The 24085-nt window shown below is 70.7% G+C and carries 22 protein-coding genes; 11 read left to right on the forward strand and 11 right to left on the reverse strand.

What is annotated here, in order from left to right; all coding sequences use genetic code 11:
- The first annotated feature begins 368 nt into the window (after nt 1-368).
- Nucleotides 369-644, forward strand: coding sequence for a hypothetical protein (locus M3B01_RS10640; RefSeq protein ID WP_259791976.1), 276 nt, complete (start codon nt 369-371; stop codon nt 642-644).
- A 164-nt stretch (nt 645-808) separates the two neighbouring features.
- Here the strand turns inward: M3B01_RS10640 and M3B01_RS10645 are convergent, their stop codons facing one another.
- The 4 genes from M3B01_RS10645 to M3B01_RS10660 form a co-directional block, all read right to left on the reverse strand.
- Nucleotides 809-2479, reverse strand: coding sequence for a cytochrome bc complex cytochrome b subunit (locus M3B01_RS10645; RefSeq protein WP_259791978.1), 1671 nt, complete (start codon nt 2477-2479; stop codon nt 809-811).
- Between the two features lie 4 nt (nt 2480-2483).
- Nucleotides 2484-3542, reverse strand: coding sequence for a ubiquinol-cytochrome c reductase iron-sulfur subunit (locus M3B01_RS10650; protein WP_259791980.1), 1059 nt, complete (start codon nt 3540-3542; stop codon nt 2484-2486).
- Nucleotides 3543-3550: 8 nt separating this feature from the next.
- Nucleotides 3551-4345, reverse strand: a complete 795-nt coding sequence (locus M3B01_RS10655) for a c-type cytochrome (RefSeq protein WP_259791982.1) — start codon at nt 4343-4345, stop codon at nt 3551-3553.
- 70 nt (nt 4346-4415) lie between these two features.
- Nucleotides 4416-5144 carry a heme-copper oxidase subunit III gene (locus M3B01_RS10660; protein ID WP_259791984.1) on the reverse strand — a complete coding sequence of 243 codons (729 nt, stop codon included), beginning with the start codon at nt 5142-5144 and terminating at the stop codon, nt 4416-4418.
- A 224-nt stretch (nt 5145-5368) separates the two neighbouring features.
- Between M3B01_RS10660 and trpD the strand changes: the two genes are divergently transcribed.
- Nucleotides 5369-6451: an anthranilate phosphoribosyltransferase gene (trpD, locus tag M3B01_RS10665; protein ID WP_193866224.1), complete on the forward strand. Its 1083-nt coding sequence runs from the start codon at nt 5369-5371 to the stop codon at nt 6449-6451.
- 7 nt (nt 6452-6458) lie between these two features.
- Here trpD and M3B01_RS10670 read toward each other — a convergent pair whose 3' ends face one another.
- The 3 genes from M3B01_RS10670 to M3B01_RS10680 form a co-directional block, all read right to left on the reverse strand.
- Nucleotides 6459-6740 (reverse strand): Lrp/AsnC family transcriptional regulator, encoded by a 282-nt coding sequence (locus M3B01_RS10670; RefSeq protein ID WP_259791986.1) that lies wholly within the window; start codon nt 6738-6740, stop codon nt 6459-6461.
- A gap of 44 nt (nt 6741-6784) precedes the next feature.
- On the reverse strand, nt 6785-8458 hold the full coding sequence (locus tag M3B01_RS10675; RefSeq protein WP_259791988.1) for a DEDD exonuclease domain-containing protein: 1674 nt from the start codon (nt 8456-8458) through the stop codon (nt 6785-6787).
- A 79-nt stretch (nt 8459-8537) separates the two neighbouring features.
- Nucleotides 8538-10346 carry a long-chain fatty acid--CoA ligase gene (locus M3B01_RS10680; protein WP_259791990.1) on the reverse strand — a complete coding sequence of 603 codons (1809 nt, stop codon included), beginning with the start codon at nt 10344-10346 and terminating at the stop codon, nt 8538-8540.
- Nucleotides 10347-10507: 161 nt separating this feature from the next.
- Here M3B01_RS10680 and M3B01_RS10685 point away from each other — a divergent pair, with 161 nt between their 5' ends.
- On the forward strand, nt 10508-11443 hold the full coding sequence (locus M3B01_RS10685) for an ROK family glucokinase (protein ID WP_259791992.1): 936 nt from the start codon (nt 10508-10510) through the stop codon (nt 11441-11443).
- A gap of 54 nt (nt 11444-11497) precedes the next feature.
- On the opposite strand, the gene M3B01_RS10690 is transcribed toward M3B01_RS10685, so the two are convergent.
- On the reverse strand, nt 11498-12022 hold the full coding sequence (locus tag M3B01_RS10690; RefSeq protein ID WP_259791994.1) for a hypothetical protein: 525 nt from the start codon (nt 12020-12022) through the stop codon (nt 11498-11500).
- Nucleotides 12019-12795: a carboxylesterase gene (locus M3B01_RS10695; RefSeq protein ID WP_259791995.1), complete on the reverse strand. Its 777-nt coding sequence runs from the start codon at nt 12793-12795 to the stop codon at nt 12019-12021. The genes M3B01_RS10690 and M3B01_RS10695 overlap by 4 nt, the downstream gene beginning before the upstream one ends.
- A 74-nt stretch (nt 12796-12869) precedes the next feature.
- Between M3B01_RS10695 and M3B01_RS10700 the strand changes: the two genes are divergently transcribed.
- Both M3B01_RS10700 and M3B01_RS10705 read left to right on the forward strand, forming a co-directional pair.
- Nucleotides 12870-13577, forward strand: coding sequence for a 1-acyl-sn-glycerol-3-phosphate acyltransferase (locus M3B01_RS10700; RefSeq protein ID WP_259791997.1), 708 nt, complete (start codon nt 12870-12872; stop codon nt 13575-13577).
- A gap of 75 nt (nt 13578-13652) precedes the next feature.
- Complete coding sequence (locus M3B01_RS10705) at nt 13653-15047, forward strand: class II 3-deoxy-7-phosphoheptulonate synthase (RefSeq protein ID WP_259791999.1); 1395 nt, start codon at nt 13653-13655, stop codon at nt 15045-15047.
- 51 nt (nt 15048-15098) lie between these two features.
- On the opposite strand, the gene pknB is transcribed toward M3B01_RS10705, so the two are convergent.
- The gene (gene pknB, locus M3B01_RS10710; RefSeq protein ID WP_259792001.1) at nt 15099-17159 is read right to left on the reverse strand and encodes a Stk1 family PASTA domain-containing Ser/Thr kinase; all 2061 of its coding nucleotides are present in this window, start codon (nt 17157-17159) and stop codon (nt 15099-15101) included.
- Between the two features lie 137 nt (nt 17160-17296).
- Between pknB and M3B01_RS10715 the strand changes: the two genes are divergently transcribed.
- On the forward strand, nt 17297-17650 hold the full coding sequence (locus M3B01_RS10715; protein WP_259792002.1) for an Rv2175c family DNA-binding protein: 354 nt from the start codon (nt 17297-17299) through the stop codon (nt 17648-17650).
- 30 nt (nt 17651-17680) lie between these two features.
- On the opposite strand, the gene M3B01_RS10720 is transcribed toward M3B01_RS10715, so the two are convergent.
- On the reverse strand, nt 17681-18871 hold the full coding sequence (locus M3B01_RS10720) for a polyprenyl synthetase family protein (protein ID WP_259792004.1): 1191 nt from the start codon (nt 18869-18871) through the stop codon (nt 17681-17683).
- A gap of 166 nt (nt 18872-19037) precedes the next feature.
- On the opposite strand from M3B01_RS10720, the gene M3B01_RS10725 reads away from it, so the two are divergent.
- The 5 genes from M3B01_RS10725 (at nt 19038) to M3B01_RS10745 (ending at nt 24008) form a co-directional block, all read left to right on the forward strand.
- The gene (locus M3B01_RS10725) at nt 19038-20204 is read left to right on the forward strand and encodes a hypothetical protein (protein ID WP_259792006.1); all 1167 of its coding nucleotides are present in this window, start codon (nt 19038-19040) and stop codon (nt 20202-20204) included.
- Nucleotides 20205-20228: 24 nt separating this feature from the next.
- Nucleotides 20229-21422, forward strand: a complete 1194-nt coding sequence (locus M3B01_RS10730; RefSeq protein ID WP_259792008.1) for a homoserine O-acetyltransferase — start codon at nt 20229-20231, stop codon at nt 21420-21422.
- A 57-nt stretch (nt 21423-21479) separates the two neighbouring features.
- Nucleotides 21480-21896, forward strand: coding sequence for a universal stress protein (locus M3B01_RS10735; protein WP_259792010.1), 417 nt, complete (start codon nt 21480-21482; stop codon nt 21894-21896).
- Between the two features lie 122 nt (nt 21897-22018).
- The gene (locus tag M3B01_RS10740; RefSeq protein WP_396123359.1) at nt 22019-23476 is read left to right on the forward strand and encodes an RNA polymerase sigma factor; all 1458 of its coding nucleotides are present in this window, start codon (nt 22019-22021) and stop codon (nt 23474-23476) included.
- Between the two features lie 19 nt (nt 23477-23495).
- Nucleotides 23496-24008 (forward strand): GNAT family N-acetyltransferase, encoded by a 513-nt coding sequence (locus M3B01_RS10745; RefSeq protein ID WP_259792011.1) that lies wholly within the window; start codon nt 23496-23498, stop codon nt 24006-24008.
- Nucleotides 24009-24085 lie beyond the last annotated feature (77 nt).

Raw genomic sequence — 24085 nt, forward strand, 5'->3', positions numbered from 1 at the left:
CACCTCGATGCACTCGCGGCCATCAACGGCCGGCCACAGCCTCGCCGCAGGTGATCTGCAGAACCGCCGTCGCGTGACCGGGTTGTGAACCCGCCCCTGCAGTCCCAGGACGGGGGCAGACCCGACGTCGTGAGCCCGGGGGCAGCACGGGTGCCCCGACCGCGCGGCCCCCCCTCGCACCGCCTGCGGGCCGCCCGCGCCGCGTATACGGGGCCCCTCCCGCAACCGCCTGCTGGGCCCCGCCCGCACCGCCTGTGGGGCCGCCCGCACCGCCTGCGGGGCCGCCATGGCCATGCGTGCTCCTGCTAGCGTGTGGACTGATCGCCCGGTGGGAGATCCGGGCCCAGGGCGCCCCCAGGAGGCCACAGATGATGATCGGCGGAGCAGCAGATCCCGCGGCACGCGCGGAGCAGGAGATCAAGGCACTGTTCGCGGGGGATGACGTGATCGCGCATGCCGTGGACTGGGCGCGCGGTGTGCTGATGGACAAGGGCGTCGACCCCTCCGCTCATCCTCTGCGCGCCATCCGCGCACTGCGTCGCGCCGATCGGCGCCTGGGGGTGGTCCCTGCCCGCTATCTCGTCGATGCCGCCGCCGGTCGGCCCACGAGGCGGGGTCGTGCACGAAGCCCGCTCCTGGAGTGAGGCAGCCCGCACTGAGGGGCAGTGCCGTGTCCGCGCTGACGCCTCGAGAGCGGCGGTCCCCGCACTCACCCGTTCTTGGCACAGCAGAAGGGCCCCGGAGACTGCTCCGGGGCCCTTCTGCGCTCAGCGCGCGGGGGCAGGTGTGCCTTCCGCGGATCAGCGACTCAGTGGACGGCCTTCTCCGCAGGGGTGCGGTAGTCGCCGCCAGTGAGCTGATCGATCGTGTGCTTCTCGTGGCCGGCGTGCTCCAGGGCCTCCCGCAGCTCGGCGGGGCTGGCCGGGGTAATGCTGTCCTTGAAGAAGAACGATGTCGCCGCAGCGCGGAGCGATGAGACGCCGTTGCCGGCCTTGAGCGGACGGTAGTCGTCGTGCTGGACCAGGACCCAGCGGTCGTACTCGTTCAGCGGCTCGTGGATCTCGATCATGTCGCCGGTCTCGGTGCGCACGATGCGGGAGGTCTCCACGCCGTGCAGCGCCTTCTGGTGGGCCTGACGCTGGAGTGACAGGCACAGGCGCTTTGTGATCCAGAACGCGAGCACCGGGGCCACGAAGAACAGGATCCGGTACAGCCACGTGAGGTCGTTGATCGACAGGTCCAACGCGATCGCCAGCAGGTCGTTCGCCGCGGCGAGCACGAGCACGATGTAAACGGTGATCCAGGCGACGCCGAGGCCGGTGCGCACCGGGGTGTTGTACGGCAGGTCCAGCAGGTGGTGCTCCCGGTCATCACCGGTCACCCATGCCTCGATGAACGGGTACAGGGCCAGGAAGCCCAGCATCGCGCCGTAGAACATCATCGGGATCAGCATGTTCCAGGAGAACACGTAGCCGAAGATCGTCGACTCCCAACCCGGGATCAGGCGCAGGCCACCGTCGGTGAACAGCATGTACCAGTCGGGCTGCGAACCGGCTGAGACAGGGGACGGATCGTACGGTCCGTACACCCACACAGCGTTGATGCTGGTGGTGGCGGAGATCAGGGCGATAACGCCGAACACCAGGAAGAAGAAGCCCCCGGCCTTCGCGGTGTACACCGGGAACAGCGGGAAGCCCACCACGTTGCGGTCGGAGCGCCCCGGGCCGGGGTACTGGGTGTGCTTGTGCAGCACCAGCAGCACCAAGTGGATCGCGATCAGTCCCAGGATGGCTGCGGGCACCAGCAGGATGTGGATGGTGTACAGGCGCGGGATGATGTCGGTCCCGGGGAACTCGCCTCCGAACAGCAGGAACGAGATGTAGGTGCCCACCACCGGCATCGACTTCGCCAGGCCGTCCGCGATGCGCAGGCCGTTCCCGGACAAGACGTCATCCGGGAGGGAGTAGCCGGAGAACCCGGCCACCATCCCGAGGATCATCAGGGTGAAGCCGATCAGCCAGTTCAGCTCACGCGGCTTGCGGAAGGCCCCGGTGAAGAACACGCGGAACATGTGCACGTAGATCGCGACCATGAACACCAGGGCCGCCCAGTGGTGCATCTGCCGGAACAGCAGACCACCGGTGACCTCGAAGGAGATCTCCAGCGTGGACTCGAAGGCGCGGGACATGTGCGCGCCCTGCAGCGCCTCGTACGGGCCGTTGTAGATAACCTCCTCCATGGAGGGGTCGAAGAACATGGTCAGGAAGGTGCCGGTGATCAGCAGGATGACGAAGCTGTACAGAGCCACCTCGCCGAACATGAACGACCAGTGGTCGGGGAAGATCTTCCGGGCGAAGAACTTGATGAAACCGCCGCCGGAGACGCGCTGGTCCAGCCAGTCACCGCCGACGGCACCGAGCTTCATCGCGCGCCCCTGCTTCGGGGCCTGCTTCTGGGATGCGGGAGTCGTGGTCGACACGTGATCACTTGTCCTTGTGGATGTCCCAGAAACTGGGACCGATCGGCTCGGGGAAGTCGCCGCGGGCCACCAGGTAGCCCTCGGCATCGACCTCGATCGGGAGCTGGGGGAGCGGCCGGTGGGCCGGGCCGAAGATGACCTTGGCGGCGTCGGTGACGTCGAAGGTGGACTGGTGGCAGGGGCACAGCATGTGGTGCGTCTGCTGCTCGTACAGCGCCACCGGGCATCCCACGTGGGTGCAGATCTTGGAGAAGGCGAGAATGCCCTCGTACCCGTTCGCCAGGCTCTCCTCGTTCTTGCCGAGCTTCGGGTCGATGCGCACGATGACCGTGGCCGCCTTGGCGCGCTCCTCCAGGAAGTGCGGGGTCTCGGAGGTGAGGTCCTCCGGCATCACGTGGATGATCGAGTTCATCGCGACGTCCGAGGCCTTGATGGGGGTGCCGTCGTGGTCCCGGGCCAAGCGCATCCCCGACTTCCAGAAGGTGTGGTGCAGCTTGTTTCCCGGCATCGGACCCAGGGTGGACAGCGGGGCGAGCACAGCGATCGGCAGGGCCGCCAGCGCCGCCACCATCGAGGTGACGATCAGCGGACGGCGGCCGATACCGGACTCGTCCAGGCCATCGCGGATGATGCCCACCGCGGCGTCGCGGGACTCGTCGGTGCTGCGGATCGGGTGCCGCTCCTCGACCACCTCGTCATCGGGCATCAGGGTCTTGGCCCAGTGCACGGCAGCGGCACCGATGAAGAACACGGCGATGGCCAGGCCCAGGCCGATCAGCAGGTTCGACCACCACAGGGCCTCCCAGCTGCCGGACTCGGCGAAGATGTTCCGGTGGTGGGGGGTCACCAGGAAGTACGCGGCCACGAACAGCACGGTTCCCAGCACGGACAGCAGGAACATGCCCGCGACGATGCGTTCGGCGCGCTTCTCGGCCTTGGGGTCGACATCGGCGCGGCGGTGCTCGTGCGGGGGCAGGCCGGGGTTGGGGAACCCGCCGCCCTCGCGGGGTGCGATGGCGCTGACACCGCGGGCGGGGCGGGTTCCGTCGATGTTGTCGTTCACGTGCGAGCTCACTTCGCCTTCGCCCCCAGCCACACGGCACAGCCGGTCAGGAGGGTGAGGATGATGGTCCATGCGTACAGGCCCTCGGTCACCGGACCGAGTGAGCCCAGGGAGATGCCGCCGGGGGAGCCGACCTCCTCGAGCTGATCGAGGTAGGCGATCACGTCGCGCTTGTCCTCGGGGGTGAGGTTGTTGTCGTTGAACACCGGCATGTTCTGCGGGCCGGTCTCCATGGCCTCGTACACGTGCTTGGGCTCCAGGCCCAGCACGGGCGGGGCGTACTTGCCGCGGGTCAGGGCGCCACCGGCACCGGCCGCGTTGTGGCACATGGCGCAGTTGATGCGGAAGATCTCGCCGCCGTTGACCGGATCGCCGCCGGAGAGGTACTCCTCGGCCGGGACGCTCGGGCCGGGGGCCAGGGAGGCCACGTAGGCGGCGAGCTGGCGGGTCTGCTCCTCGTTCATCTGCGGGGGCTTGCGGGCCGCCTGCGCACCGGAGCGCTGCATCGGCATGCGACCGGTTCCCACCTGGAAGTCCACAGCGGCGGCACCCACGCCGATCAGCGAGGGGCCGACAGTCTGACCGTCGGGATCCGTCTGGCCCTCGGCATTGCGACCGTGGCAGGTGGCGCAGTTCGCCAGGAACAGGGCCTCACCCGCAGCGATGTCCTCCTGCGAGTAGGACTCGGCCTGCGCGACGCGCGGCTGGAAGGCGGCATAGAGCCCACCCGTGGCAACCAGCGCCAGCAGCAGTATCACGAGCAATGCCATCGGGTGATGGCGACGTGCGGCGAGTGCCTTCACGGTTCGGACCTCGATTCGTGGAGGGGTCGGGCGGGGACGGGGGACGTACCGGGGAGCAGCGGGTGCTCGATCAGAAGATCGACCAGTTGAAGTCGACCGGGATGGCGTGGCCGGGCATGCGCGACATGATCGGGTCGATCAGGTAGACGATCGCGAACAGGACGATCCACACCACGTCCACGAAGTGCCAGTAGTAGGACACGCAGATCGCGGAGACCTGCTCGTGCTGGGTGAATCGCTGAGCCGCGAAGGCGCGCGCCAGCACCAGCAGGAAGGCGATCAGCCCACCGATGACGTGGATGCCGTGGAAGCCGGTGGCGAGGTAGAACACCGAGCCGAACGGGGAGGACGAGATGGTCACGCCGTGGTGGACCAGCTCTGCGTACTCGAAGGCCTGACCGGAGACGAAGATCGCGCCCATGATGTAGGTGAGGGTGAACCACTCGATCATTCCCCAGCCGGCAATGTTGAAGATCGAGCCGGTGCGGCGCTTGCGGGGCTCGAAGACCCGGCCGCTGGGCAGGCGGCCCTCGGCCATGTACACGCCGATCTGGCAGGTGACGGAGCTGGCGACCAGGATCGAGGTGTTCAGCAGGGCGAAGCCGTGGGTGAAGTTGGCCTGCCCGGCGGCGAAGACGTCCGGCACCATCGACCGGAGCGTGAAGTACATCGCGAAGAGGCCGCCGAAGAACATCAGCTCGCTGGCGAGCCAGACGAACGTCCCGATCTGGGTCGGGTTGGGGCGGCCCACCGCCGGAGCGGCGGGGGCGGGGCGCTCAGTCAGGGTCGCAGTAGTCACGTCACCATTATGTCGTGTCGTCAGATTCAGCGGGACCGGTTCACGACCTCCGGACCCACCGCGGGGCATGGAGCCCGGGCGAACCATGTCAGCATAGCTCCCCTGACGTCGCGTCACGAACCTGGACACGCGACTGCTGTGCAGGTGGTGGCCCTGTGTGAGCGTCGTGACCGATCCGTGATCCCGGCCGCCGCGCCTGACCGCGACGGTGGGATGATCGGGCCATGAACCACGAGAGCACCCCGAGCTGGTCCCGTATCACCGCGCGCCTCGTGCGGGGCGAGGAGCTCACGCACGCCGAGGCGACCTGGGCGATGGACGAGGTCATGAGCGGTGACTCCTCGCCCGTGCAGCTGGCCGGCTTCCTGGTGGCGCTCCAGGCCAAGGGCGTGACCAGCACCGAGCTGGGGGCTCTGGCCGATGCGATGACATCCCATGCCCGCCCGGTCGATGCCCCTGAGCGTGCGATCGACATCGTCGGCACGGGCGGCGACCTCGCCCAGACCGTGAACATCTCGACGATGGCCTCGATGATCATCGCCTCGACGGGGCGCACCGTGGTCAAGCACGGCAACCGGGCATCGACCTCGCGCTCGGGCTCCGCCGACGTGCTCGAGGCGCTCGGCGTGCGCCTGGACCTGCCTGTGCCCGTGGTCGAGGAGCTGGTGCGCAGCATCGGGATGACCTTCCTGTTCGCCCAGGTGTTCCATCCGTCGATGCGCTTCGCCGCTGAGGCCCGCAAGGGTCTGGGCATCCCCACCGTGATGAACATCCTGGGCCCGATCACCAACCCCGCTCGGCCGCGCGCCAGCGCGGTGGGCGTGGCCGATGCCACGGTGGCACCCACGGTGGCCGGAGTGTTCGCCTCGCGCGGCACCAGCGCCCTGGTGTTCCGCGGTCATGACGGCCTGGACGAGCTCACCGTCACCGCGCCCTCGGACGTGTGGGAGGTGCGTGGTGGGCAGGTGCGCGAGCACGTGCTGGACCCGCAGGCCCTGCTGGGTGTGGAGCGCGCCGACCATGACTCCCTGCGCGGCGGCACCGCGGAGGAGAACGCTCAGGTGGCGCGGGACCTCTTCGCCGGCTCGCGGGCGGGCCGCATGGGACCGGTGCGCGACGCGGTGCTGCTGAACGCCGCCGCGGGCGTGCTGGCCTACGACGGGATCGACCAGCCGGCCGCGGATGGGTTCGAGGAGCGCTTCTGCGATTCCTTCGCGGAGGTGCAGGAGGCGCTGGACTCGGGCCGGCCGGCCGATCTGCTGGATCGCTGGGCCCGCGCCTCGCAGGCCGTGTCGCAGGGGAGCTGAGCCCCTCTCAGCCGTCCAGGCCCAGGTCGAAGGCCGCATCCAGGTCGCGCTTGGAGTAGGTCTTGAACGCGATGTTGGTGGTGGTGTCCAGCACGCCCTCCACCTTGCTGAGGCGGTCGGCGATGACTTCGGCGAGGTCCTCGTGGCGGCGCACCCGCACCACCGCGATCAGGTCCACGTCCCCGGTGACCGAGTAAACCTGCTCGACGCCTTCGATGTCGACGATGGCCTGGGCGACCTCGGGGATGCGGTGGGACTCGACGATGATCGAGGCGATGGCGGTGATCATGGATCCTCCTGCGGACCTGGGCCGGTGGGTGTTCACCGGTGAGCCTATGCCCCCGAGGCGCCGGCGGTCCGGGCGAAGCGCTCGGTGAGATGCTCCGGGTCGAAGCGGGCGCGGGCCGGCACCCCCCAGGTGCCCTCCACCAGCACCGTTCGCACCGCCTCCTGCTCGAGCCAGGCCAGCAGGATCTCGGCCTCCTGGTGGTGTCCCTGGCACAGGGGAGCGGCCAGCTCCGCCTCCCCGAGACCCGTCAGTGCCAACGAGCGCGCCGCCGCCAGCGGATCGGCCCGCAGTGGGACCAGGGTGGTGCCGGAGAACCGTCCATGCCTGACCGCGAGCAGCTCCCACCCCCTGCCCCCGATCACTCCCTCGGTGACGGGCCGGGCGGCGATCAGCAGCGGCACCGCGGCCAGCGCCCTCAGCCGGGAGGCCCGACGGGCGGCCCGGAGATAGGTGAGGGTGAGCTGGCGGATGCGCTCGGCGTCCTCGTAGCGCCCAGCGTTGACGTGGGTGCGCATGCGGATCGCCGCGTGGTCGAGCACCTCCCCGGGATCCTCCAGCATCGCGCGTCGGATCCGCGCTCTGTGCCCCTGGTCGCTGAGACCGGCGTCACGGGACGATCCCTCGAAGCTCGCGGCCCGTCCGAGCACCGCATCGGTGAGCAGTCCCTTGAGCGGCTCCAGGTCGTGACGGGAGGCCAGCGGGCCGATCTGCGCGGACCCGTCGGCCTCGTCCCGGGCCAGGCGTGCCGCGCGCAGGCCCTCCCTGCCGGAGCCGAGGCGCAGCCACAGGGCCTTCTCAGGGGTGAGTCCGCGGCGGTTCGACGGAGGCTTGGTGGCGCCGATGATGCGCAGCTCCCGCACCGCCGCCTCCGTCGGGGTGGTGCACTCGATGGTGCGGATCGATTCCGCGCGGGGCAGCATGTCCAGCACCCGGCGGCGGGTCTCGGCGGCGGTGAAGTAGGTGCGCACCCGGCTTCGCAGGTTCCGGGAGGTGCCCACGTAGAGCACCTGGCCGTGCGCGTCCAGGAACTCGTACACCCCGGGCACCGGTGGCACCGCGGCCGCCAGGTGCTTCTTGCGCAGCTGGACCGGGGTGGCGCGCCTGTGGGCAGAGGCCAGATCCTCCAGCGTGGTGGCTCCCTGGGCGCCGAGGCGGGCGATGATCGCGTGCAGCACGTCCACCGTGGCGCGGGCATCGGACAGTGCCCGGTGATCGGGCTGGACGGCAGCGCCGACGTGGGCGGCCAGGGTGGACAGGCGGTGGTCGCGCACCTCGTCCCGTCGGTACACGGTGCGCGCCAGCGCCAGTGTGTCCAGCACCGGCGGCCCCGGCCAGGGCACGTGGTGCCGGGAGGCGTGCGCTGTGAGGAAGCCGATGTCGAAGCGGGCGTTGTGCGCCACCAGCGCCGCGTCCCCCACGAAGTCCAGGAACATTGGCAGCACCGTGCCGATGTGCGGGGCGCCGGCGACGGTGGCGTCCGTGATGCCGGTGAGCGAGGCGATGTAGGCAGGGATCGGTCGCTGCGGATCCACGAAGGTGCGGAACTCACCGAGCACCTCGCCGCCGCGCACCTTCACCGCGCCGATCTCCGTGATGGCGTCCTCGGTGGGGTTCGTCCCGGTGGTCTCCAGGTCCACCACCACCAAGGTGGCCTCCGCCAGCGGGGTGCCCAGATCGTCGAAGCTCAGCTGCTGGCGCGGCGGACGGCGGGTGGACATGTCCTGCAGACTACGACGAGGCCCCGACACCCGAGGACGGGTGGCGGGGCCTCGCGCGACAGCGGCGAAGCGGCGCTGCTCAGTTCGAGGGCTTGGGCCCGGAGTAGATCTTCTCGATCACATCGGCGAAGTCCTTGACCACCACATTGCGCTTGAGCTTCATCGAGGGGGTGAGGTACCCGTTCTCCTCGGTGAAGTCCGTGTCGATGATCTCGAAGGTGCGGATCGACTCCGCTCGCGAGACCGACTGGTTGGCCTTGTCCACCACCTGCTGCAGCTCGGCGCGCACCTTCTCGTTGCGACCGGCCTCCTCGATGCTCATCTCCGGCAGGCCGTTGTTCTTCAGCCAGGTGGGCAGCATCTCCGGGTCCAGGGTGAGGATCGCGGCGACGAAGGGCTTCTGGTCGCCGATCACCACGCACTGGCTGACCAGCGGGTGGGAGCGCAGCTGGTCCTCCAGCTGGGCGGGGGAGACGTTCTTGCCGCCCGCGGTGACGATGACCTCCTTGGAGCGGCCGGTGATGGTCAGTGAGCCGTCCTCGTCCAGGGAACCGATGTCACCGGTGCGGAACCAGCCGTCACGCATGGCCTCCGCGGTCCCCTCGGGGTTGTTGTGGTAGCCCTTGAAGACCATCACGCCCTTGACCAGGATCTCACCGTCGTCGTCGATCGCCACGGTGGAACCGGGCAGGGGCGGGCCCACGGTGCCGGGCTTGACCGACCACGGCAGGTTCACGCACACCGGGGCGGTGGTCTCGGTGAGCCCGTAGCCCTCCAGCACGGTCACCCCGATGCCGCGGAAGAAGTGCGCCAGACGCGCCCCGAGCGGGGCTCCTCCCGAGACGGCCCAGGAGACGTCCCCGCCCATGGCGCCGCGCAGCTTGGCGTACAGCAGCTTGTCGAAAGCGGCGTGCTTGAGCTTGAGGGTCAGCGGGACCTTCCCGGCGGAGAGGGCCTTGGAATAGGCGATGGCCGTATCGGCACCGGCGGAGAAGATCTTGCCCTTGCCGCCGGCGATGGCCTTGGCCTCGGCGCTGTTGTAGACCTTCTCGAACACGCGGGGGACCGCGAGCAGGAAGGTGGGCTTGAACTTCGCCAGGTCCTCCATCAGGTTCTTGGTGTCCGGGGTGAAGGCAGTGGTGACCGGCCAGGAGGCGGCCACCACCACGAGCAGGCGAGCGAACACGTGCGCGATCGGCAGGAACATCAGCATTCGTGAACCGGGGGGCAGCACGTGCTCGCCCAGCAGGTTCAGCGCGCTGCGGGCGGTGTCCACGAAGTTCGCGTGGGTGAGCTCGGCGCCCTTGGGGCGACCGGTGGTGCCCGAGGTGTAGATGATGGTCGCGACGTCCTCCAGGCGCCGGGAGGTGCGGCGCGCCTCCAGCTCGTCGTCGCTGACGTCCTTCCCGCGCTGCTTGAGCTCCTCGATGATGCCGTCCTCGAGCACGCCGATGCGCTCCAGGGCGGGCAGCTCACCGCGCACGGACTCCATGTCCTCGCAGTGGCGCCTGGCCTCCACCACGGCGAAGCGGGCCCCTGCATCCGAGGCGATCCACTGGATCTGGCTGGGGGAGGAGGTCTCGTAGATGGGGACGCTGACGCCGCCGGCGAACCAGACCGCCCAGTCCACCAGCACCCACTCGTAGCGGGTGCGCGACATGATCGCGACCACGTCACCGGAGCCGACGCCGGAGGCGATCAGGCCCTTGGCCACCGCCTTGACCTCCGCCACGAAGTCACCGACGGAGAGAGGGCGGTAGGTGCCGGAGCCGTCGGCGAGTTCGAAGATCGGGGTGCGTGGATCGGACTGCAGTCGACCGAGCAGAAGGTCGGTGGTGTTCTCGTCCTCACGGCTGGTGTGCTGGGCGGCGGTGCCGAACTGCTTCATCGAATCTCCTTCGATCCGGATCGGACGCGGCTCCTGGGCGCCGGGCACCCGCCCGGAAGCGCTGGTGGGGTCTGGGGAAGTCTACGTCAGTGCGTCCTACGATGGACCCCGACAACACGGATCGGACGTGCCGGGACGCGGCGCGTCGGGGAAGAGGATTCATGCTCTCCATCGGAGTGGACATCGGCGGCACCAAGATCGCGGCGGGCGTCGTGGACGAGGACGGCACCATCATCGCCGCCACCACTCGCAGCACCCCCGCCACCGACCCCGAGCTGATCGAGGCCGGAGTCGCTGATGCGGTGGCCGAGCTGCGCTCCGAGCACGATGTGGTGGGCATCGGCGTGGGGGCTGCCGGTTTCGTCGGGGCGGATCGTCGCACCGTCGTGTTCGCCGCCAACCTGGCGTGGAGGCACCGGAACCTGGCCGAGGAGCTCGAGCGCCTGGTCTCGCTCCCGGTGGTGGTGGAGAACGACGCCAACGCCGCCGGCTGGGCGGAGTTCCGCTTCGGTGCGGCCACCGCGGCCGAGAACATGCTGATGGTCACCGTGGGGACCGGCCTGGGCGGGGCGATCGTCATGAACGGGCAGCTGGTGCGGGGCAGTGGGGGCTTCGCCGGGGAGATCGCGCACATGACGGCCGTGCCGCAGGGACAGTGGTGCGGCTGCGGTCGCCGCGGCTGCCTCGAGCAGTACACGGCCGGCACCGCCCTGGTGCGCACCGCGAAGCGGCGCGCCGCCACCGGTGACCCGCTCATGGGGCCGCTCGTGCAGGCGGCCGGCGGGGCGAAGAAGGAGATCGACGGCCCCCTGATCACCCGGCTGGCCCAGCAGGGGGACCCCGGTGCCCGGGAGCTGATCGCCGAGATCGGCGGCTGGCTGGGCGAGGGGCTGGCCTCGATCGCGGCGCTGCTGGATCCCGAGGTGATCGTCGTCGGAGGTGGTGTGAGCGCAGCGGGCGACCTGCTGCTGGACCCCGCCCGCGAGGCCTATGCGGCGAACCTGACCGCGCGGATGCACCGTACCGTCGCGCCGTTCGAGCAGGCCCTGATGGGCAATCGAGCCGGGATCGTGGGGGCGGCCGACCTCGCCCGCTGACCCGCCTGTGCCCTCCCGGGGTGCCTCGGGCGAGGCGGGCTCGGTCCGCAGCTGCTAGACCTGGACGCCGTCGCCCTCGCGGTGCGTCGGCGCGCGCAGCAGCAGGGCGATCACCCCGCCGAGGGCCACCAGGCCACCGAGCCCTCCGATCCATGGGGGCAGGGCCGGCACCACCGCCACCACCAGCAGGGCCGCGAGCCCACCGATGAGGGCGGTCCAGGACCACAGGGCGCGTGGTGTCGGCTCCGGCAGGTCCGGGTCCGGAGGGACGAAGTCGCCCATCCAGGCGTCCGGGGCGAGCGCGTCGATGTCCTCCTCGTCCTCCAGCTCGCGTGGCGGCCTGGGACCTCGACCGCGGGAGGGGTGCGCAGCCCTGGCCTTGGCGCGGTCCTCCTCGGTGGGCGGCTCGGAGGGGGAGTCGGGGCTGTGGGGGTGGTGCCGGTCCTCACCGCGGGCCGCCGGCTCCCGCGGTGCCTGCCCGGGCGGCAGCAGCACGCCTTCGGCCTCGAGAAGGCGGGCGAACTCCAGATCGACGTCGCGCGGATCCTCGCTGCGGGAGTCCTGCGGGCCGCCGCTCATACCGGCCGTCCCTTCGGCTCGGGCACGTGCTGGTCCAGGAATCGTGCCGAGGTGTCGAACAGCAGAGGGGCGTCGTGGTCCAGAGTGGCCACGTGGTGGCTGCGCAGCAGGGGGAGCCGCTCCACCGGGCCTCGTACGCCCGCGGCGATCGCGCGGCTGTCCCGTGCGGGCACGGTGTGGTCCTCCCGCGAGGTGGCCAGCAGCACCGGGACGTCGACCGCGTCCAAGGAGCGCCGGACCTGGGAGAACAGTCCCCGCAGCTCGCCCACGGCCCGCACCGGGAGCCTGTCGTACCCCTCCTCGCTCACCCCCGGGGCGGCGATGTCCGAGGCGATCCCCGGCAGCGTGGGCACGAACGGGGCGATCAGGCCGGACAGCGCTGCCACGGGCGGCAGGCTCAGTCCCGGATTCACCAGCACCAGCGCGGCGATGCGGCCGCGCAGACCGGGATCTGCGGCCAGCAGCAGTGAGAGGGCGCCGCCCATGCTCAGACCGCCCACGGCGATGGGGCCGTGCTCGGCGGAGAGCTCCTCGGCGACGCCACGGACATGTCCGTACCAGTCCTGCCACCGGGTCCGCGCCAGCTCCCGCCAGTCGGTGGCGTGACCGGGCAGCAGCGGCAGCTCCACCTCCCACCCGCGCCCGGCGTGATCCTCGCCCCAGGGCCGCATGGACTGCGGCGAGCCCGTGAAGCCGTGGCAGAGGAGCAGCGCGCCGCGCAGGTTAGAGTGACCTCGCGCGCGCCATGGGCGGGACAGTTCGCTGAACTCCATGACTCCATGGTCGCACTAGCGCCGCCCAGGCACATCACCGTCCAGCGCTGTCACAGCGCACCCCAGGAGAGCTCGTGTTCTACGCCTTCGCCAAAGTGGTCGTCGGGATCCTGGTCAGGCTGATCTGGAATCCCACCATCACCGGCGAGGAGCGGATCCCGCGGAAGGGCCCGGTGATCCTCGCCTCCAACCATGTCTCCTACGCGGACACCGTGGTGATGCCGTTGCAGGTCTCCCGCGCGGTGCACTTCCTGGGCAAGTCCGACATCTTCAAGGGCGGGTCACCGCTGAACCAGGTGTTCGCACTGGTGCTGCGGGGCCTGCACGTGATGCCGGTGGACCGTTCCGGCGGCGCGGCCTCGCGCTCCGCGATCGAGGCCGGGCTGACGGTGCTCGGCGAGGGCAAGGTGCTGGGCATCTATCCCGAGGGCAGCCGGAGCCCCGATGGACGCCTCCACAGGTTCAAGACCGGCACCGCGCGCTTCGCCCTGGCGACCGGGGCGCCGGTGGTGCCGGTGGCGATGGTGGACACCTTCGAGGCGCATCGTGGCAGGAAGATGTTCCCCCACCGCCGCCCGCAGATGAGGGTGGTGATGGGGGAGCCCATCGATGTGGCGGCGCTCGCCGAGGCCTTCGATGGCCTTGAGGAGGGGCGCCTGCTGCGCGCGGTCACCGAGGTGATCCGGGAGCGGGTCCAGGAGCTCTCGGGCCAGGAGTACGTCGATGAGTACGCCTCCGACGTGAAGCGCCGCCTGCGGGCGGAGGTCGACCGTCCCACCTGATCCGGTCGGCCCGTCGGGGGGTCCCGCACCCTGGACGCGTCCGGGAATCCCCGCGTCACCGCCTATCCTGGCCGGGTGAGACACTTCAGCCCCGACGCTCCTGCCCGCGCCCATTCCTTCTCGCTGTCCTCGGCCGACGCCGGTCTCGAGGCCCTCGGGGCGTGGCGCGAGTATCCGCGGGTGCAGCAGCCGGTGTGGCCGGAGGAGTCCGAGCGCGCGCAGGTGTTCGACACCCTGCGCTCCGCGCCCCCGCTGGTGTTCGCAGGTGAGGTGGACGTGCTGCGCGATCGGGTCGCCTCGGCCGCCCGTGGGGAGGCCTTCCTGCTGGCCGGCGGGGACTGTGCCGAGACCTTCGCCGACTCCACGGCCGACAGGATCCGCAACAAGATCCGCACCATCCTGCAGATGTCCGCGGTGCTCACCTACGGGGCCTCCGTGCCGGTGGTGAAGATGGGCCGGATGGCCGGGCAGTTCGCCAAGCCCCGCTCCTCCGACGTGGAGACGCGCGATGGTCTCACCCTGCCCACCTACCGCGGCGATGCCGTCAACGACTACGCCTTCACCCCGGAGGCGCGGCGCCCGGACCCCCACCGCCTGTGGAGGATGTACACTTCCAGCGCGACCACGCTGAACCTGCTGCGTGCCTTCACCGGCGGCGGCTTCGCGGACCTCCGCGAGGTGCACTCCTGGAACCAGGGGTTCACCTCGGGCCCCGGGTACGACCGCTACGAGCGCCTGGCCGCGCAGATCGACAAGGCGATCCGCTTCATGGCCGCGATCGGCGCGGACTTCGACGCGCTCAAGGTGGTCGAGTTCTACGCCTCCCACGAGGCGCTGCTGCTGGACTACGAGGAGGCGCTCTCGCGCATCGACTCGCGCACCGGTGAGATCTACGGCTGCTCCGGCCACTTCCTGTGGATCGGCGAGCGCACCCGAGACATCGACGGCGCCCATGTGGACTTCATGTCCCGTCTGCGCAACCCCATCGGCGTGAAGCTGGGCCCTACCGCGACGGTGGACGACGCCCTGCGGCTGATCGACAAGCTCGATCCCGAGCGGGAGCCCGGCCGCCTCACGTTCATCACCCGCATGGGGGCCGGGAAGATCCGGGACCGCCTGCCCGCCCTGGTGGAGGGAGTGCGGGATTCCGGTGCCCAGGTGGCCTGGGTCACCGATCCGATGCACGGCAACACCATCACCTCCTCCAATGGGTACAAGACCCGGCGTTTCGAGGACATCCTCGACGAGGTGGTCGGCTTCTTCGAGGTGCACGAGGCCGCCGGCACCGTCCCGGCCGGTCTGCACATGGAGCTGACGGGCGATGACGTCACAGAGGTCCTGGGCGGCACCGGTGAGATCGACGAGGCCGGCCTGGAGCGCCGCTACGAGACCCTCGTGGATCCGCGCCTGAACCACCAGCAGTCCCTCGAGCTGGCGTTCCTGGTCGCCGAGATGCTGGCTCGTCGCTGATGCCGTCTGTCCCCTGGGGGGCATCGCCCCGGCCCCGGACGGGCCGGGGCGTCAGAACACCGTGATGGTGACGGTGGAGCCCTTGGCGAGTTCGCTGCCGGCGGCCGCGGACTGCTCATAGACCAGGCCGAACACGGGTTCGCCGCGGTCGTGCTGCACGGAGACCGTGAAGCCGGCTGCCTCCAGGGTGGCCTTCGCATCGGCCTCGCTCTGGCGGAAGACGTCCGGTACGGTCACCATCTCCGGCCCCAGCGAGGTGACGATCCGCACCGTGTCACCGCGGTGCAGGGTTCCCGAGGCCGGGTCCTGGGAGATCACGGCACCCTTCGGCACCGACCCCGAGTGCGCCTGGGCGCTGGAGACCTCGAACCCGGCGGCCTCCAGCGCGGCACGTGCATCGGACCCGCCGCGGCCCCTCTGGTCCGGTACCGTGATCGGCTCGCGCCCCTGCGAGAGGACCACATGGACCTCGCCACCGGCAGGCAGTGCCTCGGCCTCGGAGGACTGAGAGATCACGTGGCCCTCGGGGACGGTCTCCGAGTAGGACGGCTCGTCCTCCACCAGCGCGAGGCCCTGCTCCTCGACGGCCTGGCGTGCTTCCTCGACCCCCATGCCCTCCAGAGAAGGGACCGGGAAGGTCTGCTGCCCTTTGGAGACGATCACCTGCACATCGGTGCCGCGCTTGACGATGGTGCCGGTCGAGGGGGAGGAGCTGATCACGTGCCCGGCAGGCACGGTGTCGCTGAAGCGCTCCTCGGTGCGGGTGGAGAGATCCGCTGAGGCCAGCGCGGCCTCCGCATCGGAGAGCTGGGTGCCGGCCAGCACCGGCACGGAGCGGTCCCCGCCCGGCCCGGCGGTGGCGTACCAGTCCACGCCTGCCCAGCCGCCCACTCCCAGGGCCCCCGCCAGCAGCAGCGAGGCCAGTGCGGTCACCGGGCGGGAGCGTCGGCGGGTGCCGTGGGGCAGGTGGCGTCCGCGGCGGGTCCGCGGCAGTGGAAGGGCGACGACGCGCGGAGGGAGATCCTCCGGGCCTGTGCCTTCGCCCGGGCCGGGTGGCTCAGCAGGGACTGCCCCATCGGTGCCCTCTGGATCAGCGGGATGCCCGGCTGTGCCGTGCTCGCTCGTCGGCTGCGTGCGCATCTCGCTGGGGAAGCTGCGCGCCTCGGAGCTGATCTGGGAGACGACGTCCGTGAGCGGGACCGTCAGCCGGGGAACCTCCCCGGTGGAGTCGAGCTCCCGTGGCTCCGGGCGGGCGTCGAGGACCCCGGGGGGCAGCGTGCGCTGCAGCTCGCGCACCGCTCGCAGGAGGTCCCCGGCCGTGGCCGGGCGCTGCTGCACGTTGCGGGCGGCGGCCCAGGTGACGAGGGAGTCGAGCGCGGAGGGGATCGCGGTAGCCAGCGATGAGGGAGCCGGGATGTCCTCGTGGACGTGCTGGAAGGCGATGTGCACGGGCTGCTCACCGCGGAAGGGCTGCAGCCCCGTCAGCATCTCGAACACCATCACCCCGAGGGAGTACAGATCGCTGCGCTCATCGCAGTGGCCGCGGGTGACCACCTCAGGACTGATGTAGGCGACGGTGCCCAGCAGGGTGGCGCTGGCGGAGGACTGAGCGGTGCCCACCGCGCGGGCCAGGCCGAAATCGGCCACCTTCACCACGCCCTCGGGGTCGATCAGCACGTTCTCGGGCTTGATGTCGCGGTGAACGATCCCTGCTTCGTGAGCGGCGGCCAGGGCCTCCAGCACCTGCGCGGTCACATCGAGGGTCTCGCGCACGCTCATCCCCTCCGGCTGCCCCAGCCGGGCGCGCAGAGTCTGTCCCTCCACCAGCTCCATCGCCAGGTAGATGCGATCTCCGTCCTCGCCCTGGTCGAAGACGCCGACCACGTTGCGATGCGCCAGGCGCGCGGCTGCACGGGCCTCGCGGGCGAACCGGCGGCGGAAGTCCTCGTCCATCGCGAGGTGGGGGTGCATGATCTTCAGCGCGACCACGCGGTCCAGTCGCTGATCGTGCCCGCGGTGCACGGTCGCCATGCCACCGCGCGCGATGAGGTCCTCGACCCGGTAGCGTCCGTCCAGGAGCAGGTCGAGGCCGGGGGAAGTCGGCGCACTCACGCTGTCACTGTAGGGCTCAGGTCTGTGGTAACGGAGCAGCGACACACGCGCGCGCGAGTCGACCCGGACACAGCGGCTCCCGCACGCGCGACGGCTCCCGCGCGCACGATGCGGCACGGGCATGGCACCCTGGGGGCGTGAACGAGCTCGATGACCTGATCCCTGAATGGCTCTCCCTGCCGGAGGTCGCCCGCATCCTCGACATCGAGGTGTCCAAGGTGCGCCGCCTGATCGACGACGGCGAACTGGTGGCCGTGCGGCGCGGCGACCCCGTGGTCCGCTCGGTGCCGGCCGACATGCTGCTCGACGGCCAGGTGGCCCCGCACCTCGCCGGCACCATCACCGTTCTCCGCGACGGCGGATTCGAGGACGAGGAGCTGCTGCGGTGGCTCTTCACCGAGGACGACACCCTGCCGGGTCGACCCATCGACCACCTCCGGCGCGGCCAGCGCGGGGAAGTGCGCCGGCGAGCCCAGGCGATGGCCTTCTGACGCCGGTGGGCCGCGCCTCCTGATCGAGGCTCAGCGCGGCAGCGAGTCGGTGTCGGTGGCCTGCGCGGCCAGGGTGAGCAGGCCGGCCCGTCCCAGTTCCCCGAGGGCGTCGGTGCCCTCGAGCAGGGCCCTGGCGGCACCGGCCCGTTGCCGCACGTCCTGCGCAACCGAGGCGACCGCCCCGCTGTCCACCATCAGTGCGTGCACGGCCCGGACATCGTCCGGGTGCGCGGCAGGGTTCCCGATGGTGCGCTCGAGCAGTGCGAGCTCGTCCTCGTCGGCATGCGCAACGGTGCGGGCCAGCAGCACGGTCCGCTTGCCCTCGACGATGTCCCCGCCGGTGGGCTTGCCGGTCTGATCCTCGTCCCCGACCACGCTCAGCAGGTCGTCCCGCAGCTGGAAGGCGGTCCCCACCTCGATGGACCAGCGGGAGAGCAGGCCCAGCAGCTGATCATCGGCCCCCATCAGCGCAGCTCCCATCCGCACGGGGCGCAGCACCGTGTACGGGACCGTCTTCCACCGGATCACCTCCAGCGCCGCCGCCTCCGGTCCCGATTCCTCCCGGTCCGCCACGGCATCGACCCCGGCGTGCCCGGTGCCCGTCGTCCTCCGTGCGGTGTCCAGCCCCCCGGCCTGGTGCAGGATGTCCAGGTACTGGCCGCACATCACCTCGGTGCGCAGCGCGTCGAACTCCGCGCGGGCGCGCCCGGCGGCCTCGCTCGAGTCGAGGGCCTGCGAGAACAGCTGCTCGGCCCAGCTGAGGGTGAGATCGCCGAGCACGATCGCGACCGCCACCCCGAACTCGTCGGAGGAGCCGGCCAGGGACCGGTGCCGATGAGCTGCGGACTGCTCGACGTGCAGGGCCGGTCGGCCGCGACGGGTGGGGGAGTGGTCGATCACGTCGTCGTGCATGAGGGCGGCCGCCTGCACCAGTTCGATGGCGGCGCCGCTGAGGGCGAGGCCCGCGACCTGTTCGTCGGTGGGCGGCTCGGGCAGCGCCGCCAGCCCGCCGAAGAAGCAGAAGCGGGGCCGCAGCATCTTCCCGCCGGCAAGGTAGCGCTCCAGCGAGTCCACCAGCGTCAGCGCCTCCGGGGCGATCCTGCCGAGCTCCCCGCGCCGATCCCGGATCAGCGCGCGGTGCACCGCCTGCACCTCCTGGACCAGGCGTTGGTCGAGAGCGTGCAGGTCGGGGGTGGAGCCGGAACGGGCAGGAGCAGTCATGGGGGTCCTTCCTTCGCTGATCCCCGATCCTGTCACGAGCTGCCTGTGCCGCGGGTGCGAGGCTCCTACGGCGCTCCTACGGCGCCAGGTTCCTCCCCATCGTCCGGATGTCCCCAGGAACGCAAGGGCGGTGGCCGCGGTTCGTGGTCCTCGGGAGGCTTCAGGCATGACGACCGAGACCCCGCCCTACCCCGAGTCACCACGGGTCATCCGCACCGATGACCCCGCTGAGCTGCTGGCCGCCGCGCGGCTCAGCTTCGGCGCCGTTCCTCGTGACTGCCTGCTGATGGTGGGCCATGCCGGGCACGGCACCCGCCCCGTCCTGACCTGCTCACCCGTGCGCGAGATGAGCGAGCCGGCCGGCCGGGAGCACCTCGAGAACCACTTCACCCTGATGAGGGAGCGGGGATGCACCGGTGCGCTGGCCCTGCTGATCGCCGGTGACGGCACCGAACCGGTGGATGCCCACGAGATCGACGACTGGGCGGGCGTCCTGGCACCGATGGTCCTGGACGTCGCTGCGCGGATGCTGCCCGATCCGTTCCCCGTGCACCCGATGTGGGTGCTGGGTGACGGCAGCGTCCGCCAGGTGCTGCTCGTTGCGGGTGAGGGTGATGCCCCCGGGGAGGTCTGGGTCTCGCCCGCCGACGAGCTGCTGCCCTTCGATCGCACCCGAGCAGCGATGGAGGCCGTGCTGGAGGGTCGCAACCTCCGCCGAGGACGAGCCGAGCGCAAGGCCCTCCGCGCCCTGGGCGCACAGCTGGCACTGCACCCGGCCAGCGGTGAGCCGGCCGCGGCCGCCGATCTGTTCGCCCGGGCCCGGGAGTCGGTGTCCCGGCTGGCGGCAGCCGGGCAGGCCGGTGGCACCGGGAGCGACCGCTTCGTGACGGACTGTGAACAGCTCTGCGCGATGCTCTCGGCGCTCGCCGTGGACGCCGTCCATTGGGAGCTCCTCGCCGTGTGCGTGGATCGGGGCTCGCGCCGATCTGTCGATCGGGAGGAGCTGCTGCAGGAGCTCACCAGTGACCCGTCGCGTCGACCGGATGCAGACGTCTGCGCAGGTGGGGACTGGTATCACAGCCTCGAACTGCTGCGTGATGCGGCCGCGGGCGCGATGGACGGGCCCGATCCCGCCAGCGCGGCGGTGGCGCGGGACGCGTGGCGGGGCATCACCGCGGTGCTGACCCTGCTGTCGTGGTGGAACCACCGCTTCGCCGCCGCCGGGGACCTGGTGGACGATCTGCTGCGGCGCGATCCGGCATCGACTCTGGCACCCTTGCTCGCAACGATGATCGACACCCCGATTCCCCCGGCGTGGTGGCCGGAGGAGTGAGCCCAGAGGGAGGAGCCCACGTCGATGACCGCACTCAGCGCCCTGTCCCCTCGCACTCGGCCGCAGCCCTCCCACGAGCAGGCGGATGCGGCCGCAGTCCCCCTCCCCGCCAGCGGGGCCTGGCGGCCCGAGCACGGGGCCGGGGATCGGCGGTTCGCCTCCGTCGGCCCGCTCCGCCTGGAGAGCGGCGTGCTGCTGGATGACGTGCAGATGGCGTACGAGACCTGGGGGCAGCTCGACGCTGACGGCAGCAATGCGGTGCTGGTCCTGCACGCGCTGACCGGTGACTCCCACGTCCGCGGCGCGGCCGGTCCAGGGCATCCCAGCGGGGGCTGGTGGGAGCAGATGGTCGGGCCCGGCCGCCCGATCGACACCGATCGCTACTTCGTCATCGCCCCGAACGTGCTGGGCGGGTGCCAGGGCAGCACCGGACCCAGCTCAGATGCTGCCGATGGTCGCCCCTGGGGCTCGCGCTTCCCCCGGGTGACCGTGCGGGACCAGGTCTCGGCCGAGCGCGCTCTGCGCGACCAGCTGGGCATCGACCGCTGGGCGCTGGTCATCGGCGGCTCCATGGGCGGGATGCGGGCACTGGAATGGGCGGTAAGCCATCCGCAGGAGGTCCAGCGGCTCGCCGTGATCGCCAGCGCCGCCCGGGCCAGCGCCGACCAGATCGCCTGGAACAGCGCCCAGATCGCCGCCATCGAAGCTGACCCCGGCTTCCACGGCGGGGACTACTACCACCTGGGCCCGGGTGAAGGCCCCCATCGTGGCCTCGGGATCGCACGCCGCATCGCCCACACCACCTACCGCACCGCCGAGGAGCTGGAAGCACGCTTCGCGAACCGCGCCCAGGGGGAGGAGGACCCCCTGCACGGCGACGGCCGCCATCAGGTCACCAGCTACCTGGACCATCACGCGACCAAGCTGGCACGACGCTTCGATGCGAACTCCTATCTGACCCTCGTGCGCTCCATGAACGCACACGACGTGGGCAGGGGCCGCGGGGGACTGGCGAAGGCGCTCGGCCGGGTGCGTGCCCGCACCCTGGTGGTCGCGATCACGACGGACCGGCTGTTCCCCCGACCACTCGTCGCCGAGACCGCCCAGCACATCGACGGGGCGGTCATGCACTGCGCCTCCTCACCGATCGGCCATGACGCGTTCCTTCTGGCACACCCGCACCTGGATCGGTGGATCGTCGAACTGCTGGCCCGTTAGTCTGACCCGATACGTCGCAGCCCGTGGCCGCCTGGCGCCACGGCGAGGAGGGGCACAATGACCATCGTCGTCGGGTACTCACCGTCCGGTCAGGGCAGAGCGGCGCTCCACGCCGCTCTCAGACATGCGGTGCGGGTCGGCGAGGACCTGGTGGTCGCCTCCCACCTGTACAACGATCCGGAGACGGGCCCGGCAGTCGCCTCTGAGCAGACCGTGCTCGCGGACTGCCGCGCCACGGGCCTCGACCTGCCGGAGATCACCGTGCGCAGCTGTGGCACGAGGGACGTCGGTGAGTTCCTGCTGGATCTCTCCGAAGAGCTCGAGGCCACGCTGGTGGTGATCGGGCTGCACCGCAAGTCACCGATCGGCAAACTCAACCTGGGAGCCTCCGCACGTCGCGTCGTCCTGGGGGCCTCCTGTCCGGTTCTCGCGGTCAAGGACGATCCGACAGCTGCCGCGGACATCCGGGAATAACGCCGATCACGAGGCGTTATACTTCCAAGGCTTGACGGCATCGCGCCTTTGCGCGCCGCGAAACCGGAACAGGATCCGGGAACGCGGCCCGGGCGCGGCATCCGCAGGCCGCGCTGAGACGACTGATCGCCCGAGCTGAACGGCGCACCACTGGGTGCGCCATCGGAAGAAGGAACTCTGTGACCTCCTCCAAGACCGCTGAGACCGCTGACGCCCCGATCGACGAGACCGAGAAGGCGGCCGCGGGCACCCGTGCCCGCAAGCCGGCATCCAAGAAGTCCACCGGCGGCACCGCGAAGCCGGCCGCCACCAGCCGTCGGAGCTCCAGGGCCGCCAAGGGGAAGGCCGCCGAGGAGGCCGCGGCCGACGTCGCCGAGGGCACCGAGGACGGCTCCGACGTCCCCGCAGAGACCGAGGCCCCGGCCACGAGGGCCGCCGCCAAGTCCCGGACCGCCGCCAGGAAGAAGACGGCCGCGGCCAAGGAGGACAAGGACGAGGAGAAGATCGAGGGCGAGGAGCCGGCCACCGAGGGCGAGGACGCCGAGGCCGAGAAGGACGCGGCCTCCGGTGACGAGTCGGTCGAGGAGTCCGGCGGTTTCGTGTTCTCCGCTGCGGAGGACGACTCCCCGGCCCAGCAGGTCGTCACCGCCGGCGCCACGGCCGATCCGGTCAAGGACTACCTCAAGCAGATCGGCAAGGTCGCGCTGCTGAACGCCGCGCAGGAGGTGGAGCTGGCCGAGCGCATCGAGGCGGGGCTCTACGCGGAGCAGAAGCTGAAGAACGACGAGTCCCTCACGGGCAAGGACGGCCGCCTCACGAAGGCCGGCCGTGAGATGACGATCATCGCCGAGGACGGCCGCGCCGCCAAGGACCACCTGCTGGAGGCGAACCTGCGCCTGGTGGTGTCCCTGGCCAAGCGCTACACCGGCCGCGGCATGCTGTTCCTGGACCTGATCCAGGAGGGCAACCTGGGCCTGATCCGCGCCGTCGAGAAGTTCGACTACACCAAGGGCTACAAGTTCTCCACCTACGCCACGTGGTGGATCCGCCAGGCCATCACCCGCGCCATGGCGGACCAGGCCCGCACCATCCGCATCCCCGTGCACATGGTCGAGGTCATCAACAAGCTGGCCCGTGTGCAGCGGCAGATGCTGCAGGACCTGGGCCGGGAACCCACCCCGGAGGAGCTCGCCAAGGAGCTCGACATGACCCCCGAGAAGGTCGTCGAGGTCCAGAAGTACGGCCGCGAGCCGATCTCCCTGCACACCCCGCTGGGCGAGGACGGCGACAGCGAGTTCGGCGACCTCATCGAGGACTCCGAGGCCGTCGTCCCGGCTGACGCGGTGAGCTTCACCCTGCTGCAGGAGCAGCTGCACTCGGTGCTGGACACCCTGTCCGAACGGGAGGCAGGCGTGGTCTCCATGCGCTTCGGCCTCGAGGACGGCCAGCCCAAGACCCTGGACGAGATCGGCAAGGTCTACGGCGTGACCCGGGAGCGGATCCGCCAGATCGAGTCCAAGACCATGTCCAAGCTGCGCCACCCCTCGCGCTCGCAGGTGCTGCGCGACTACCTCGACTGAGCGTGACACCGCTGGCGATGTGCGAGTTGTGCGGGTCGGCGAGGAGGACTGGCGGTCCCACCGTGATCTGCGCCTGGACATGCTCGTCGATTCGCCGCGCGCCTTCTGGGCGCAGCTCGCCGAGGTGCAGGACCGCACCCCGGAGCAGTGGCGCGAGGAGCTGCGCGGCCCCCGCATCCACCTGCAGGCGCGGTGCGGCGACCAGGTCATGGGCAGCCTCGCCGTGCTGCCTCAGGGCTACACCCCCGAGCACGTGATCGGGAAGGACCAGGCGATCCTGGTCTCCCTGTGGGTGCGGCCGGAGGCGCGCGGCAGCGGTGCCTCCCGTGCCCTGTTCCGCGCCGCCGCCGAGCTCGCCCTGGAGCTGGGACGGCCGCATCTGCTGCTCGAGGTCGATGATGCCGGGCATGCCGCGCGTCGGCTCTACGCGCGCCTCGGCTTCACCGAGACGGGCACGCGCCACCCTCGGGAGTCCACCGGTGGTGAGTGGATCGAGTACGAGGGCCGGGCAGAGCACCTGCTCCAGATCTGAGCGGCCGGCCCGGGCACCTGCTCGGGATCGGAGCGCAGGCAAGGCACCGGGTACGAGAGGACCCCCCCCCCCGGGCG

Origin of the sequence: Brachybacterium sp. p3-SID957 (assembly GCF_025144775.1) — a bacterium.
GTDB classification, from domain to species: Bacteria; Actinomycetota; Actinomycetes; order Actinomycetales; family Dermabacteraceae; genus Brachybacterium; species Brachybacterium epidermidis.

What these genes read in the sequence shown, in the direction of transcription:
- M3B01_RS10730 (WP_259792008.1), top strand. Translation starts at nt 20,229, where the DNA reads ATGACCGCACTCAGCGCCCTGTCCCCTCGCACTCGGCCGCAGCCCTCC.
- M3B01_RS10720 (WP_259792004.1), bottom strand. Translation starts at nt 18,871, where the DNA reads ATGACTGCTCCTGCCCGTTCCGGCTCCACCCCCGACCTGCACGCTCTC.
- M3B01_RS10735 (WP_259792010.1), top strand. Translation starts at nt 21,480, where the DNA reads ATGACCATCGTCGTCGGGTACTCACCGTCCGGTCAGGGCAGAGCGGCG.
- M3B01_RS10670 (WP_259791986.1), bottom strand. Translation starts at nt 6,740, where the DNA reads ATGATCACCGCCATCGCCTCGATCATCGTCGAGTCCCACCGCATCCCC.
- M3B01_RS10690 (WP_259791994.1), bottom strand. Translation starts at nt 12,022, where the DNA reads ATGAGCGGCGGCCCGCAGGACTCCCGCAGCGAGGATCCGCGCGACGTC.
- M3B01_RS10640 (WP_259791976.1), top strand. Translation starts at nt 369, where the DNA reads ATGATGATCGGCGGAGCAGCAGATCCCGCGGCACGCGCGGAGCAGGAG.
- M3B01_RS10680 (WP_259791990.1), bottom strand. Translation starts at nt 10,346, where the DNA reads ATGAAGCAGTTCGGCACCGCCGCCCAGCACACCAGCCGTGAGGACGAG.
- M3B01_RS10725 (WP_259792006.1), top strand. Translation starts at nt 19,038, where the DNA reads ATGACGACCGAGACCCCGCCCTACCCCGAGTCACCACGGGTCATCCGC.
- M3B01_RS10675 (WP_259791988.1), bottom strand. Translation starts at nt 8,458, where the DNA reads ATGTCCACCCGCCGTCCGCCGCGCCAGCAGCTGAGCTTCGACGATCTG.
- M3B01_RS10685 (WP_259791992.1), top strand. Translation starts at nt 10,508, where the DNA reads ATGCTCTCCATCGGAGTGGACATCGGCGGCACCAAGATCGCGGCGGGC.
- trpD (WP_193866224.1), top strand. Translation starts at nt 5,369, where the DNA reads ATGAACCACGAGAGCACCCCGAGCTGGTCCCGTATCACCGCGCGCCTC.
- M3B01_RS10695 (WP_259791995.1), bottom strand. Translation starts at nt 12,795, where the DNA reads ATGGAGTTCAGCGAACTGTCCCGCCCATGGCGCGCGCGAGGTCACTCT.